Source organism: Paenibacillus sp. Soil787, from assembly GCF_001429545.1.
Lineage (GTDB): Bacteria > Bacillota > Bacilli > Paenibacillales > NBRC-103111 > Paenibacillus_E.
Genome location: NZ_LMSP01000023.1, coordinates 371120 through 386261, shown reverse-complemented (window position 1 = coordinate 386261; position 15142 = coordinate 371120). Strand labels below are relative to the sequence as shown.

The window sequence follows — 15142 nt, the reverse complement described above, 5'->3', positions numbered from 1 at the left end:
TAACGTTGAATAGGTAGAAGGGAGCGAGTTTGTTGATCGACATCCATAGCCATATTCTATGCAACCTGGATGATGGGCCCAGAACGTTGGAGCAATCACTTGAACTCGCGCGATTGGCCGTTCAGGAAGGAATTACAATGATTCTTGCGACGCCTCATCACCGAAACGGGAGGTATCTGAATGAGGCACATGCCATCATCGAAGCCGTTGCCGTGTTTCAAGAACAACTTAATCAGAATCAAATCCATTTAAAGGTATGCCATGGACAAGAGATTCGGGTGTATCCGCAACTGATTGATGATTATGATGACGGCTCGCTTTTGACACTTCATGGTTCATCTTATATGCTGATCGAATTTTCAACGGGTAAACTGCCTGAGAGAATGGATGAGATGATCTATGAACTATCACTTATGCAAATTACACCTATCATTGCCCACCCTGAGAGGAATAGAGAAATTGCGGATCAACCGGACAAGCTGCTGCGCATGATTGAGTTAGGAGCGCTGAGCCAGTTAACTTCCCATTCCATTACAGGTAAATTTGGGTCTCATACCAAAAGGCTTGCCATGGAACTTTGCAAAAGGAACCTCGTGCACTTTATTGCCTCTGATGTTCATGATGCCATACATAGACCCTTTCATTTACAACAAGCCTATGACTCTGTGAGGCGATTGCTAGGTGATGATTACGTAACTTACTATCAGCAAAATGCAGAACATGTCATTCGAAACACACCCATCGAAAGATGGACACCGGCCGTTAAGAGGAGAAGTAGATTCTCTCTGCAAAGAGTATTAAACATATTGGGCACATAAAAGAAATAGGAATCGAGGTATCGAAGACATGCCAAGGGAACTTGATTTGAAAATGCTCATGGGTGTAATGAGAAAGAGATTATGGTTAATTGTTCTGATTGTCGTTTTAAGCTGCACAGCAACGGGGGTTATTAGTTATTTATTCATAAAACCGACCTACCAAGCCTCAACGAAGCTCATCATTAACTCATCAGCTGATCAAACCGGACAAGTTAAGCTAGATTTAAATGCCGTTAACACGAATATTTCACTCATCAATACTTACAAAGAAATTATCAAAACACCAGCAATTATGGATATTGTATCGAAGGAACACCCGGAGTTTGCTTTAACTGCAGACGAGCTAATCAACAATATCAAGCTCAGCTCTGTGAATGAGACCCAAGTTCTTACCATTTCCATTGAGGATAGATCCTATGAGAAAGCATCACAAATTGTAAATGCCGTCTTCCATGTTTTTCAAAACCAGATCCCGAAAATTATGAAAGTTGATAACGTAATCTTGCTAAATCAAGCGGACGCCACTAAACTTCATAAGCCAATAAAGCCGAATGCAAAGCTAAACATTGCGCTCAGCTTTCTGGTCTCCCTAATGATCTCGATCGGTTCTGTCTTTCTGCTGGAATACTTCGATGATTCAATTAAAACAGAAGCTGATGTTCAGCGATACCTTAGTCTGCCGACCTTAGCTTTGATTATACAAATGGGAGAAGGGGATATGAAACGCCAAGGAGATATCATCTCATCCCAGAGAAAGGTCGGTGAAATATCCAATGTTCAGATCCGATAAGCGCCGGCCTGTAATCACGATGATTAACCCCAAATCACCTATTTCTGAAGGATATCGTACGTTGCGGACCAATATTCAGTTCTCTTCCGTGGACAAGCATTATCAAACGTTAATGATCACTTCCTCGGAACCGATGGAGGGTAAATCGACAACGATCAATAATTTAGCTGTTGTTTATGCCCAAATGAATAAGAAGGTGCTTCTCATTGATGCCGATCTAAGGAAGCCCACGGCACACCATACTTTCCAAGTTTCGAATCGTCATGGCCTTACTGATTTAATAACCAATCAATGTTCGCTAGAGATGGCGATTAAAGAAACCGATATTCCGAATTTATATATTCTCACTGCAGGTTCAATTCCACCTAATCCGTCCGAAATACTTGCCTCTCAGAAGATGAGCGGGCAATTGGATGAGCTGAAAGAGCTATTTGATTTCATTCTAATCGATACACCTCCCGTTCTGGCAGTGAGTGATGCGCAAATTATTGCGACCAAATGTGATGGAGTCATTCTTGTCGTGGATGCCGGGAAAGTGAAAAGAGAGCTAGTACAGAAGGCGAAGAGTTCTTTGGAGTTTGTAAAAGCGCACATATTAGGTGTAGTTCTTAATAAAATTTCTCAAAAGGAGATTGCTAATTCTTATTCCTATTACGGAGGAGAAGTCGAATGAATTATTCCAAAAGAACAGGGATCTTAGTAGCAATTGATTTGTGCTTGGTTTGGCTAAGTGTGTACTCAGCATTCTATCTTTTTTATCATAGCACGATCCCTGCCGAGAAGGTTGATCTATGGTTAATGTATGGTGTCATTTCATCCGTCGTAAGTATAGTATGCATGTTTCATTTTAAGCTATACAACAGGATCTGGCAGTATGCCAGCATCGGTGAGTTGATTTCGATTGCGAAGACAGTGATGGTTAGTACCGTAGGTGTTTATCTCCTTGCTAACCTCATCACGATGGGAGACATTCCTGTATCTATCCTCCTGCATACAGCGGAAACTACGCTGCTGCTGTTAGGAGGAAGTCGTTTTGTATGGCGTGTATTTTGCGAAAAATTCGGAACTAAGAAGCTTGTTCAAGGTACTAATAAGTCTAAAAAAGCTCTTATTATTGGCGCAGGCAGCTGCGGAACCCTTTTTGCCAAAGAACTGAAAAACAATGAAAACTATGTAACCGTACCGTTCGCATTTGTAGATGACGATCCTTATAAGCAGAATCTTCAGGTTTATGATTTACCCGTCTTAGGTGGCAGCAAGGACATACCTGCTATTGTGGAAAAGCACGGTATCGACGAGGTCATCATCGCGATGCCATCCGTGTCCAAAGCACAAACGACGAAGATTATCAACATTTGCAAAACGACGAAAGCACGCGTGAAAATCATTCCGTATTTGCAAGAAATTATTCTTGGTAAGACGACGCTTAACCAAGTGCGTGATGTGCAGGTCGAAGATTTGCTGGGCAGAGATCCGATATGCACAGATTTACAAGGAATAGCGAACTATGTAGACCATAAAGTCGTGCTCGTCACTGGTGCCGGCGGTTCCATTGGTTCAGAATTGTGCAGACAAATCGCTCCATTTCATCCGAAAAAGCTGCTGCTGCTGGGTCATGGAGAGAATAGTATTTACACAATTGAGATGGAGATGCGCAGACTTATCCCCGACTTGGAATTGGAGACCATTATCGCCGATGTACAGGATCGCGCTAGACTGGAAGAACTGTTTCACATTCATGCGCCACAGGTTATTTTTCATGCAGCAGCTCATAAGCATGTGCCCTTAATGGAGCGGAATCCTTCCGAAGCGATTAAGAACAATGTGTTTGGTACGAAAAATGTTGCGGAATGTGCTGACCAGTTTCATGCAGAGCGCTTTGTGCTGATTTCTAGTGATAAGGCGGTCAATCCGACTAGCGTAATGGGGACGACCAAGCGGATCGCCGAAATGTTCATTCAAAGCTTGGACAAGCAAAGTGAAACCAAATTCGTTGCTGTTCGCTTCGGTAATGTCCTTGGTTCGAGGGGAAGCGTCATTCCTCGTTTCAAGGAGCAAATTCAGCAGGGTGGGCCAGTGACCGTGACGCATCCGGAGATGGTTCGTTATTTTATGACGATTCCCGAAGCGGTCCAGCTTGTCATTCAAACAGGTGCTCTAGCGCAAGGAGGGGAAATATTCATTCTGGATATGGGTGCCCCTGTCAAAATTTATGACTTAGCCGCCGATTTAATTCGTCTTTCTGGGTTCGAGCCTCACGAGGATATCGCGATTCATTTCACTGGCATGCGGGAAGGCGAGAAGCTGTATGAAGAGCTGCTGACGAACGAAGAGGGGATCTCCTCTACGATGCACGATCGCATTTTCATTGGGAAGCCTATGAATATTAACCGGACTGAGCTCGAATTCGAGATTCGGAAGCTAGAGAAAGTGCTTGGCAATGGACAGAAAGAAATTCGTGACATGCTGAAGCACATGGTTCCAAGTTATAGTAACGTATCGTAAACGAGCTTGGATCACCTTTGGATCAAATAAAAATTAAAATTAAAAAGAAGGTAGCTATGAAGGCAAATAACTTGCATCCGGAATCCAATATGGCTAGGCTGCTCGCGAAAAGCGGTTCCTTATCTTTCTTACTCAATGTGGCAGGTGTTGGCTTGGCCGTGCTTATGCAGGTTGTTCTAGCCAGGGGACTAGGCGTTACGAGTTACGGTAATTACGCTTTTGTCATGACGGTTATTACGTTTCTCGTATTTCCCGCCAATCTAGGATTCGATACAGCGATTGTACGCTACGTCTCTTCCTACAATTCAAGTCAGCTATGGGGAGAGATCAAGGGACTTTTGCGCAGAGCGAATCAACTAACGTTTCTCGCTTCCTTCGTTATTATGGTCATAAGCAGTTTAGTGATCTATGTTATATATGGTAGTAGTCCCGGTGAGTTATATCAGACGTTCTTAGTTAGCTTGCTGGTTATTCCTTTAATGGCAGTGACTACCTTGCGTCAAAGTGCTCTACTCGCGATTAAAGAGGTCATGTTTGCTCAGTTTCCTGAAAAAGTGATGAGGCCAGTATGCTGCATGGCAGCTCTGCTACTATACAAAACAATCTTTCATACGCAAGCAAGTGCTTTAGATGCGATGATCATCTTCTTCGGCTCAATGATTTTATCTTACCTGGTAGGCGCCTGGGTGCTGCATCGCAAATTAAGCCCTAGTACGAAGAACCAAGCAGTCAAATATCATACGAAGCACTGGCTATCAGAATCTACGACGTTAATGGTGAACTCCGGGATGTATTTGATCCTTGGACAATTAAGTGTTGTCATGGTTGGCATGATGCATGGTACGAGTGAGTCGGGGATTTTCTCAGCGGCCGTAAGAATCGCAACGATGGTATCTTTCGCGATTACATCCATTAATATGATCGCAGCTCCGATTATTTCCGAGTGCTATGCCAAAGGTGATATGAAGCAAATGCAGCGAATCTGTACACTCTCCGGCAGATCGGGATTTCTTTTCGCGGGACTTGTCTTCTTGGCGGTTTTGCTGTTAGGGCCTTGGCTGCTTGGAATGTTCGGGGAGGAGTTTCGTGCAGGTCAACCTGCTTTACTTCTGCTGTCTCTTAGTCATCTGATCCACGCCTACTGTGGGCAATCGGGAACGGTGATGACGATGACCGGGCAGCAACGGGCCTCCAGCAGATACCTAATGATCGCCACAGGCATGAATATCGTGCTGAATCTGCTGCTCATTCCAAGCATGGGCATGGTCGGAGCCGCAACAGCAGGACTCGTTTCAACAGCATTCTGTTACTTTAGCATGATGGTTAAGGTGAAGAAGACGATGCACATTACGACGGGTGTTTGGATGGGGAGAACAGGATGAATAAAATAAAAATTTTGCATGTTGTAGGAAAAATGGATCCCGGTGGAATCGAAACGCTGCTCATGAATATTTACCGTAGCATAGATAGAAAGCGTTATGAGTTCCATTTTGCCGTACAATATCCGGAAAGCGGATATTATGATCAAGAAATTCGAGAACTGGGTGGCCGGATTCTGATTCAGCCCCATCCCAGAAGAGGGTTGAGCATATTCCGCAAGCAATTTATACATAATATAACGAATTATGGGCCTTACGATGCTATTCATAGCCATATATTTCAATTCAGCGGATATATCGTCAAAATGGCCGCTTATTTACGAATTCCAGTGCGTATTACCCATAGTCATACCGTATCCCCCCAAGGGCGAACGACATGGCGGCGCAAAGTGTATCAGAGCTATATGAGATGGCTCATTTCGAAACATAGTACACACCTGATTGGATGTTCGGAATCCGCTTGTGAATCTCTCTTTGGACGAGCATGTTGGGGTGATGCGAGAACCGAGCTGATTCCAAATGCCATCAATCTGGCCCCGTATGAGCAACTGCCTGCCGATCGAATTCGGTTGAAAGAACGCCTAGGTGTTACGGATCCAGCTGTACAGATCATTGGACATATCGGTAGATTTAGTGAGGAGAAAAATCACCGTTTTTTGATCGAAACGTTTGCGCTGTACGTGGAACTTCAGCCGAATGCACGCCTCGTCTTGGTTGGGGATGGGAAGCTAAGACATGAAATGGAAACTTTATCCGAGAAACTGGGGATTAGAGATCAAATCATGTTTTTAGGGATTAGGAAAGACATTCCTGACCTTATCGGTGCTTTCGATTTGTTCCTGCTGCCGTCGCTCTACGAGGGACTGGGGATGGTCGTGATTGAAGCACAAGCGGGGGGAGTGCCGAGTATGGTATCTGAACATGTGCCTCCGGAAGCGAATCTGGGGCTAGATATGGTGAAGCACCTAAAGCTGCAATCGCAAGAGTGGGTAGAGGGCATGACAAGAATGAGTAGACAATCCGCTACGCCGGATTGGTCGATAAGATATAGCCGCTTACAGGAGCAAGGCTACGATATTCACTCCAATATTCAGAGGTTGGAGAAAATTTACCATGCTTAGCCGAGATGGAGTGGGGAGGGAGCTGCAGGCAAAGAAAGGTCTGAATCCGACTCAAAGCACGCTGATTTGTTTCTATCTTTGCGTGCTGCTGCTCATCACCAAATGGAGTGGTGAGTGGGACCTGGACATGGGAATCGTTGTTTTTTTTATCCTCATGATTCCTTTTTATTTCATGCTGAAGTGGCCCCATCAGCCGGTTGTCCTCTATGTTGGTTTTATGGTTATGCTGTTGGGAAAGTTTGTCTACGCCATAACGACAGACCCACTATTTGGCCCTGATGCCAAGCACTATTATAGTCAGGTTTCCTTCTATCCGAGTTTAACAGACTTTCTGCAGTATGCTTACGACCATATTACAACGTACTGGCTTAATTCATCAGCTTATCCCATTTTTGGACTGTTATACATGCCGTTCTTTAAGTTCCTTAACATGACAGATCCGTTAGTGATTATTACATTGAATTCCTTCTTATTAATCTTATGCTGTAATATCACGTACCAGCTCAATGAAAGGTTTTTCACCTACGAGCTGCCGGAGCAGCGTGAATCCGTGTATCGAGCCATCATCATTGTCGGATTATTTGCTAGTCCAGCGTTTATGTACATGTCGTCTGTTTTTGGAAAGGATATGGCCTGTGCCTTACTAGGCTTGTTATGTACACAGCTCTTATTGAATCGAAGATACTTGCTTTTCCTGGTTGCTTTATTTTACGCAAGTATGCTTCGAGACTATTCCATCGTGTATGTCCTATCTTTCTACTTCCTGTTTCGCCAAAGTCTTAAATCAGCGATCACAATGCTAATTACGGCTATAAGCGTTGTTTTGTGGAAAGTGGGGGTAATCGGTTTGTTCAATGCCATCCTGTTGACATTATTCCTATTCACTTCGCCCAATCCGTTCAAAGTACTGAACTGGGATGCTGAATTCGTTATGCGGACGCTTGAGGCTGTGTATATGATGGTGACTTTCGTAATGGCTGCAATCGTTTGGACCGTACATAAAGAAACACGTTCCTTCTATACCATGTGTTTAATTTTGTTATTCACCCTAGGTTGCACCCTTATACTCGTCGGCTATATTACGGTAACAGAAAGGGAGCTCGATTATGGCATAGGTACCGTCGGGGATAACATGGTACGAAAGAAAGTACCTATACTTCCTATTCTTTATATGCTCAATGCTTATACCATTTGCTGGCTATTTAAACCAAAAACCGCTTATTCCAAGGAAGGAGAGGCTTACCATCAGAGGCAGGGACAAATTCAATCGCTTCAAAATCATACTGAACATGCTAATCGCCCTGTTGGCCATCCTGCCAAAACCTTTACTCAAAATGATGTGGAGCGTGACGGATCTGCTTCCAGACAGTGCGGGACTAGCAATGCGTTATTGCCTGCTGAAAAGGTTGATACCGACTTGCGGGGATAACGTGTTCGTTGGCCGGTCGGTTGAAATAAAAAATTGGGACAACTTAACGATTGGCAGCCATGTCAGTATTCACAAACAGTGCTATTTGGATGCGGTCGGCGGCATACATATCGCTAATGATGTTTCGATCGCTCATCAAACCTCTATCATTTCATTTGAGCATACGTGGGAGGTATCGGCTCTTGCCATCCGGGACAACCCTGTGAAAGCCTCTCCCATCACGATTCATTCAGATGTATGGATTGGCTGTGGCTGCCGCATTCTGGCAGGTGTCGAAATTTTCAGCAGATCGATTGTCGCTGCCGGCGCCGTTGTTACCAAACATGTACATGCGAATACAATCGTAGGCGGCGTACCTGCAAAACCAATTAAAACCATATGAGAAGAGGGAGATAATGAAAGTATTATGGGCGCATGATCATACCTTTTACTTTAATGATTCAGGTAAATTTTTCTCCAGTGGGAAGCTGCCTTATGCCGTATGGGAAAGATATTTATCCGTATTCGATCAAATAACCGTTGCCTCCAGAGCGAAAAAGATTTCCTCTGGGACGGAAATCGCGAATAAAAGCTTATCTAGCGGTAAAAATGTCGATTTCATTGTGCTGCCGTCGCTAAGTAATCCAGTGAATAAGCTAACGAAGAAGGGCTACATCGAACGTATATTAACCGAATCCATCCGACAGTCGGATGCGGTTATTGCCAGATTGCCAAGTGAAATAGGTTCAGAAGCAATAGCCATTGCCAAGAAACTAGGCAAGCCTTTCGCTGTTGAAATGGTCGCATGTGCTTGGGATGCTTTGTGGAATTACGGCAATGCCCAAGGTAAAGCCTACGCCTTGTTTGCGACGATGAAGACGAAATCGCAAGTGAAGGATGCTCCTTTTGCCATTTACGTTACCAAGCAATTTCTCCAGAATCGTTATCCGAATTCGAAAGGATATACAGAAGGTTGCTCCGATGTCGAAATCCCAGAAACTTGCGTAAGTGTACTCAACCAACGTATGGACAAGATTGAGTCAGACACAGACAATCCTATCGTTCTTGGGCTTATCGGCAACCTTAACGGGAAAGTCAAAGGGATTGCAACAGTATTGGAAGCACTCGCCAAAATTCAATCGAAGCTCCCACCGTTTCAATTCCGTATTCTTGGTGGCGGTGAGATCGGTCCTTGGAAAGTACTTGCTGCTAAATATGGTTTGCAAGATCGTGTGTTTTTCGATGGTGTCCGGGAGAGCGGCGATGCCGTTTTTGAATGGTTAGATCGTGTAGATGTTTACTTACAGCCGAGCTTCCAAGAGGGGCTGCCAAGGGCAACCGTTGAGGCGATGAGCAGGGGGTGCCCGGTTATCGGGTCGACGGCAGGCGGTATACCGGAGTTGATTGATAAAAGTTGTTTGCATAAGCCTGGCAGTGACAAGCAATTAGCTCGTCTGATCGAAGAGAACATCACGAATAAAACATGGCTAGCGGAGCAAGCAAGAACTAATTTTGTGAAAGCAGGCAGCTATACCAAAGTCCAACTGGATCAAAACAGGCAGGAATTCTGGGAGAAATTCTCGAGATTCGTTCAAGAAGGAGCCAACTAAATATGAAGATACTAGTTACCGGATCTGCTGGCTTTATTGGCTATCATTTAACGACCAAACTACTGCAAAATGGTTATTCCGTTGTAGGAATTGATAATATGAACGACTATTATGACATTGAGCTCAAGGAAGACCGATTAAAGGGATTGACAGCTTATAAGAATTACACTCACTATACCCAAGATCTCTGTAATCAGGCTTTATTGAATCATGTATTTGCTTCTCATACGTTTGCGGTTGTTGTTCACCTAGCGGCACAGGCTGGTGTCCGCTACTCCATGGTGAATCCAATGGCTTACATCGATTCGAATATTACCGCATTCACTAACATGCTGGAGCTTTCCCGCAAGTATAGCCTCGCCCATTTCATCTATGCATCCTCTAGCTCAGTCTATGGTGCAAATGTGAAAATGCCGTTCTCTGTCCATGATGCGGTGGATCATCCTGTTAGTCTATATGCAGCTACCAAAAAAGCAAACGAACTTATGGCTCATACGTATAGCCATCTATATGGATTGCCGACTACGGGGTTGCGGTTCTTCACCGTCTACGGTCCTTGGGGCAGGCCGGATATGGCGTACTTCTCTTTTACCAAAGCGATTTCGGAAGGGAAGCCTATCCAAGTGTTCAACGAAGGACAGATGATGCGTGATTTCACCTACATCGAAGATATCGTGGCTGGCATCGTGAAGCTGTTGAAACGTCCTCCGGCTCCTAATGAAAGCTGGAATCGTGAGCAACCGGACCCTTCAACCTCTTATGCACCTTATAAAATTTATAATATAGGTAACAATCAGCCCATTTCCTTGATGACTTTTATTCAAACTATAGAACAATGTTTAGGGAAAAAAGCCATCATCGAATATAAGCCGATGCAGCCTGGGGACGTCCAAGCGACTTATGCCGATATCGATGACCTTACAAGAGACATTGGATTTCGTCCTCAAACAAGCATTGAAAGTGGGATTAAATCCTTCGTATATTGGTACTCCCATTACTATAAGAAGGTATTTGTATGAAGAAAGTGGCTCATATTTGCACAAGCAGTATTTCTCATAAAATACTGGCAGACAAGCTGACTGTTCTGAAGCAGCAGGGTTATGACGTTCATCTGATTTCATCAGCGGATGGATATGAAGAATCCTACATGAAACCATACAATATCAAGTTACATTTTCTGACGATGAACCGCAAAATCCACCTGCTGGATGATATCCGTTCCATTTGGCAGATGCGAAAGTTATTTCGAAGAGAAGGCTTTGATATCGTTCACACGCATACAGCAAAAGCTGGACTTATTGGACGTATTGCAGCTTGGCTGGCGGGGACACCGATGATTTTGCACACCAGTCATGGGCTTCCTTTCTTTGATGGGCAAAAGAAGAGCAAAAGCTTCGTGTACCGCAGCTTAGAAAGATTTGGTGCCCTATTCTGTGACGCTCTGTCCTCACAGAACCGGGAGGATATCGCCAAACTTCAGGACTTGGCACCGGGTAAGCCTGTTTATTATGAAGGCAATGGTGTGGATCTGAACAAGCTTGATGCTGCTCAGGCGCAAATTACTCAAAATGACTTGGAACTACTTCGGATAAAGGCCAATATCCCAGTAGGTAAACGAATTATTCTCATGGCTGCAAGACTGGAGCCGGTCAAGGATCATGCCTTTTTGTTAGATGCCCTACATATGTTAAAAGCTAATTTCATCCATGAATTTGTTTGTCTGATCGCCGGCAAAGGCCCTCTGGAAGCGGAGATTCTTCATCAAATCAAGGCGCTAGGACTGGAGAACGAAGTACGGATGATTGGCCATCAAGCGAATATTTACCCTTGGATTCAGCTGGCAGATGTCGTTGTTTTAACTTCGGAGAAGGAGGGAATCCCGCGTTTTCTGATGGAATCTATGGCGTTTCGAAAACCCGCAATAGCCAGTGATGTGCTGGGTACCAAAGAATTGGTCAAGCATGGGGAGACCGGACTCTTAGTTCGCTATAAGCATATTGAAGGATTTACCCTAGCACTTAACGAGCTTTTGAAGAGTGACAGCCTGCTTAAAGAGTTAGGTGAAGGGGGACGCAAGGTTATTGAAATGACGTATACCGAGCATGCCGTAGTGAAGAGGCTTCATCAGATGTACGGTGAGATTGAACAAATGAAACTGGCGAAAAGATGGCTTATTCAAGGGCTCAAACGCTTTTTGGATTGTTCAACGGCCGTCATGGCAGCCATTTTACTTAGCCCGGTGTATGTACTTGTTGCGATATTGGTTCGTACCCGATTGGGCTCGCCTGTCATTTTCAAGCAGCAGCGCCCCGGCTTATATGGTAAGCCATTCTATGTATATAAATTCCGCACAATGAATAATAAACGCAATGTACATGGTGAACTCCTGCCGGACGAAGACCGTCTGACGACATTTGGCAAGCTGCTCCGGAAGACGAGTCTAGACGAATTGCCGCAGCTATTCAACGTCATTAGCGGCAAAATGAGTTTAATTGGCCCAAGGCCGCTGTTGATGGAATATCTCCATTTGTATACAGATGAGCAAAAGAAGCGTCATTGGGTAAGGCCGGGTATTACCGGTTGGGCGCAAGTTAACGGTAGGAATGCCATCTCATGGGAAACCAAATTCAAGTTCGATGTCTGGTATACCGAGAATCATAGCTTATTGCTGGACGCAAAAATCCTTTGGATGACCCTTAGGAGGGTATTTCATGCAGAGGGTGTACAGCAGGCAGGCCATGTGACGACAAGTAAATTTACAGGCAAACGACAGGTGGAGGGCTTCTAATGAAGAAACTTATCCTTATTGGTGGTGGAGGTCATAGCAAAGTTGTTCTCGATATTATGCTGGCCCAGGGCCAGTATGAGCTTGCCGGAATCGGTGACGATAAGTATCTCCATACGTTCTCCGAATTTGGCATTGCCCATGGCCCTATAGCTGATATGTTAAAGCTGCTGGAAGAGGACAACTACTATCTGATTATTGCGATTGGGAGTAATCACGCTCGTTGTGCTGTTGAGCAGCGATTGGGACTATCAGAGCATAAATATGCTGTGCTGATTCATCCTAAGGCCACTATTGGCAGCGGTGTAACTGTTGGTAAAGGCTCGGTGATCATGCCTGGAGCCGTAATGAATTATGGTTCAGAGATTGGAAAGCATTGTATTATCAACACCGGCGCAATTATCGAGCATGAGGACACGATTGGAAACTATGTTCATCTCTCCCCGGCTGCGGCATTAGGCGGAGATGTCACAATCGAAGACGGTGTACATATCGGGATTGGAGCCAAAATCATTGAAGGAAGAACAGTTGGCTGCTGGAGTACTTTGGGAGCAGGAGCTGTGGCCATTAAGGATATTCCGCGATATTGTACGGCTGTTGGTGTACCGGCCAAAGTTGTTAAGTTTGTTCAGAATCCTGAAATGATACAGAGGAGGACGTAACCGATGCAAGGTCATCAAAGAATCTATCTATCTCCACCTCATATAGGGCAAGAAGAGCAACAATGGGTAAATAGGGCATTTGAGACGAATTGGATCGCGCCGCTTGGCCCTAACGTCGATGTCTTCGAGCAAGACATCGCTCGTTATGTGGGTACACATGGTGCACTAGCGCTTAGCTCAGGAACTGCGGCGCTCCATTTGGCCTTACGGCTATTGGATGTAGGTCCAGGGGACAGTATCTTCTGTTCAACACTCACCTTCGTAGCCAGTGTGAATCCGATTCTTTATCAAGGGGCTGAACCTGTCTTCATTGACTCGGAACCTGCTACTTGGAATATGTCCCCAAAAGCATTGGCGCGTGCTTTAATTGTGGCCAACCGTCAGGGTAAGCTGCCGAAAGCGGTCATTGTCGTCAATTTATATGGACAAAGTTCCGATTTGGATCCAATCGTTGAACTGTGTGACGCCTACAATGTGCCTATCATTGAGGATGCCGCAGAATCCTTGGGGGCGACCTACAAGGGGAAAGGCAGCGGGACGATCGGTCAGTTTGGTATTTATTCGTTTAATGGTAATAAAATTATTACCACTTCCGGTGGAGGCATGCTTGTTTCCGACGATCTTGCAGCATTGGAGAAAGCAAGATTCTGGGCGACGCAAGCGAGAGATCAAGCTGTGCATTATGAGCATAGCGAGGTTGGCTACAATTATCGTATGAGCAATGTGCTGGCTGGTATCGGAATTGGACAGCTTCGTGCGCTGCCATCACGGATCGAGGATAGACGCGCCATTTTTAATAAATATGTACAGGAGCTTGGCTCCCTGGAAGGTTTCAATTTCATGCCGGAAGCGAGTTTTGGGATGTCGACAAGGTGGCTGACTGCCTTAACGGTCGACCCACAGCGGGCGGAAATAACGGCAGCTGCCATTATTCAAAAGCTATCCGACGTCAATATTGAATCCAGACCGGTATGGAAGCCTATGCACCTTCAGCCGCTTTTCAAAAATTGCCTATATATCCCTCATACCGAGTCGCTTAGTGTGTCCGATCAGCTCTTCGAGCATGGATTATGTTTGCCATCGGGTTCAAGCTTGACTGAACATGAGCAAGAACGTGTTATTAGTGTCATTAAATCACTCGTATATGGAGGCCTAGCCCATGAAAGTGCGTAAAGCTATTATTCCCGCAGCGGGGCTCGGGACACGTTTCTTACCAGCGACGAAGGCGCAGCCGAAGGAAATGCTGCCTATCGTGGATAAGCCAACGATTCAATATATCATCGAAGAGGCGATTGCTTCGGGAATTGAAGATATTCTTATCATCAGCGGACGCGGAAAGCGAGCAATTGAGGATCATTTCGATAAATCCTTTGAGCTGGAAGAGACTTTGGACAAAAAGGGAAAACAGAAGGAACTTGAACAGATTCGGGCGATCTCCGAGATGGCAAATATTCATTATATTCGTCAAAAGGAGCCCAAAGGGTTAGGCCACGCCATTTGGTGTGCGCGAAGTTTTGTAGGTGATGAGCCGTTCGCCGTCCTGCTTGGTGATGATATTGTCCAGTCCAAGGAGCCTTGTCTCGGCCAGCTTATGCGTGTTCATGCTCGGTACTCCTCGACGGTTGTCGGCGTCCAGAAGGTGAGTGATGAGGATGTATCCAAATATGGGATCATCGCTCCTCGTGGCGCATCGATTGAACCCGATGTTTTCCTTCTGGAAACGTTGGTTGAGAAGCCGGCGAAGAAGGCGGCGCCGTCCAACTATGCCATTATGGGCAGATATATTCTGACTCCCGATATATTTGATATTTTGGAACGGCTTCCTGCGGGGGCCGGCGGTGAGATCCAACTGACGGATGCACTGAAGAGGCTGAATGAACATAAACCAGTCATTGCCTATAACTTTCAAGGCATTCGTCATGACGTCGGGGACAAATTCGGTTTCATCAAAGCTACAATTGATTTTTCCCTGCAGCGTGATGATTTGCGAGATGACGTTCTGAACTATATCCAAATGGTCTATGAAGATCAGCCCAAATTAGTTAGTAAGGTGGCGAGATGATC

At 45.1% G+C, this 15142-nt stretch carries 14 protein-coding genes and 1 pseudogene; all 15 read left to right on the top strand.

The features are described 5' to 3' along the window. Positions 1–32: 32 nt before the first annotated feature. A complete protein-coding gene (locus tag ASG93_RS21285) occupies positions 33–818 on the top strand; it encodes a tyrosine-protein phosphatase (protein WP_056835172.1) in 786 nt (261 codons plus the stop codon). A gap of 28 nt (positions 819–846) precedes the next feature. Next, positions 847–1608 carry a YveK family protein gene (locus tag ASG93_RS21280; protein WP_056834972.1) on the top strand — a complete coding sequence of 254 codons (762 nt, stop codon included), beginning with the start codon at positions 847–849 and terminating at the stop codon, positions 1606–1608. Continuing rightward, a complete protein-coding gene (locus ASG93_RS21275; RefSeq protein ID WP_056834970.1) occupies positions 1592–2281 on the top strand; it encodes a CpsD/CapB family tyrosine-protein kinase in 690 nt (229 codons plus the stop codon). Before ASG93_RS21280 ends, ASG93_RS21275 begins: the two co-directional genes overlap by 17 nt. After that, on the top strand, positions 2278–4113 hold the full coding sequence (locus ASG93_RS21270; RefSeq protein ID WP_056834967.1) for a polysaccharide biosynthesis protein: 1836 nt from the start codon (positions 2278–2280) through the stop codon (positions 4111–4113). The genes ASG93_RS21275 and ASG93_RS21270 overlap by 4 nt, the downstream gene beginning before the upstream one ends. A gap of 56 nt (positions 4114–4169) precedes the next feature. Then, entirely contained in the window at positions 4170–5495 is a 1326-nt protein-coding gene (locus ASG93_RS21265; protein WP_056834964.1) for a flippase, read from the top strand. Beyond that, positions 5492–6613: a glycosyltransferase gene (locus ASG93_RS21260; protein WP_056834962.1), complete on the top strand. Its 1122-nt coding sequence runs from the start codon at positions 5492–5494 to the stop codon at positions 6611–6613. Before ASG93_RS21265 ends, ASG93_RS21260 begins: the two co-directional genes overlap by 4 nt. Further along, complete coding sequence (locus ASG93_RS36500) at positions 6606–8042, top strand: hypothetical protein (protein ID WP_082615004.1); 1437 nt, start codon at positions 6606–6608, stop codon at positions 8040–8042. Before ASG93_RS21260 ends, ASG93_RS36500 begins: the two co-directional genes overlap by 8 nt. Position 8043: 1 nt before the next feature. Continuing rightward, positions 8044–8424 carry an acyltransferase gene (locus ASG93_RS21255; RefSeq protein WP_235550926.1) on the top strand — a complete coding sequence of 127 codons (381 nt, stop codon included), beginning with the start codon at positions 8044–8046 and terminating at the stop codon, positions 8422–8424. Positions 8425–8437: 13 nt separating this feature from the next. After that, complete coding sequence (locus ASG93_RS21250) at positions 8438–9631, top strand: glycosyltransferase family 4 protein (protein WP_056834958.1); 1194 nt, start codon at positions 8438–8440, stop codon at positions 9629–9631. Positions 9632–9633: 2 nt separating this feature from the next. Continuing rightward, positions 9634–10650: an NAD-dependent epimerase gene (locus tag ASG93_RS21245; RefSeq protein ID WP_056834956.1), complete on the top strand. Its 1017-nt coding sequence runs from the start codon at positions 9634–9636 to the stop codon at positions 10648–10650. After that, positions 10647–11696: pseudogene (locus tag ASG93_RS36495) on the top strand (glycosyltransferase family 4 protein); the annotation flags it as partial. The gene ASG93_RS21245 and the pseudogene ASG93_RS36495, both read left to right, overlap by 4 nt. An 84-nt stretch (positions 11697–11780) precedes the next feature. Beyond that, complete coding sequence (locus ASG93_RS36490; protein ID WP_268796042.1) at positions 11781–12419, top strand: sugar transferase; 639 nt, start codon at positions 11781–11783, stop codon at positions 12417–12419. Then, positions 12419–13078, top strand: coding sequence for an acetyltransferase (locus tag ASG93_RS21235; RefSeq protein ID WP_056834951.1), 660 nt, complete (start codon positions 12419–12421; stop codon positions 13076–13078). The genes ASG93_RS36490 and ASG93_RS21235 overlap by 1 nt, the downstream gene beginning before the upstream one ends. Positions 13079–13081: 3 nt before the next feature. Further along, a complete protein-coding gene (locus tag ASG93_RS21230; RefSeq protein ID WP_056834949.1) occupies positions 13082–14251 on the top strand; it encodes a DegT/DnrJ/EryC1/StrS family aminotransferase in 1170 nt (389 codons plus the stop codon). Further along, on the top strand, positions 14238–15140 hold the full coding sequence (gene galU / locus ASG93_RS21225; protein ID WP_056834947.1) for a UTP--glucose-1-phosphate uridylyltransferase GalU: 903 nt from the start codon (positions 14238–14240) through the stop codon (positions 15138–15140). The genes ASG93_RS21230 and galU overlap by 14 nt, the downstream gene beginning before the upstream one ends. The last annotated feature ends 2 nt before the right edge of the window (positions 15141–15142 follow it).

Bases quoted from the DNA above. Each gene is read 5' to 3' on its own strand.
- ASG93_RS21275 (WP_056834970.1), top strand. From the start codon at position 1,592: ATGTTCAGATCCGATAAGCGCCGGCCTGTAATCACGATGATTAACCCC.
- ASG93_RS21280 (WP_056834972.1), top strand. From the start codon at position 847: ATGCCAAGGGAACTTGATTTGAAAATGCTCATGGGTGTAATGAGAAAG.
- ASG93_RS21230 (WP_056834949.1), top strand. From the start codon at position 13,082: ATGCAAGGTCATCAAAGAATCTATCTATCTCCACCTCATATAGGGCAA.
- ASG93_RS36500 (WP_082615004.1), top strand. From the start codon at position 6,606: ATGCTTAGCCGAGATGGAGTGGGGAGGGAGCTGCAGGCAAAGAAAGGT.
- ASG93_RS21245 (WP_056834956.1), top strand. From the start codon at position 9,634: ATGAAGATACTAGTTACCGGATCTGCTGGCTTTATTGGCTATCATTTA.
- ASG93_RS21265 (WP_056834964.1), top strand. From the start codon at position 4,170: ATGAAGGCAAATAACTTGCATCCGGAATCCAATATGGCTAGGCTGCTC.
- ASG93_RS21250 (WP_056834958.1), top strand. From the start codon at position 8,438: ATGAAAGTATTATGGGCGCATGATCATACCTTTTACTTTAATGATTCA.
- ASG93_RS36490 (WP_268796042.1), top strand. From the start codon at position 11,781: ATGAAACTGGCGAAAAGATGGCTTATTCAAGGGCTCAAACGCTTTTTG.
- ASG93_RS21260 (WP_056834962.1), top strand. From the start codon at position 5,492: ATGAATAAAATAAAAATTTTGCATGTTGTAGGAAAAATGGATCCCGGT.
- ASG93_RS21270 (WP_056834967.1), top strand. From the start codon at position 2,278: ATGAATTATTCCAAAAGAACAGGGATCTTAGTAGCAATTGATTTGTGC.
- ASG93_RS21235 (WP_056834951.1), top strand. From the start codon at position 12,419: ATGAAGAAACTTATCCTTATTGGTGGTGGAGGTCATAGCAAAGTTGTT.
- galU (WP_056834947.1), top strand. From the start codon at position 14,238: ATGAAAGTGCGTAAAGCTATTATTCCCGCAGCGGGGCTCGGGACACGT.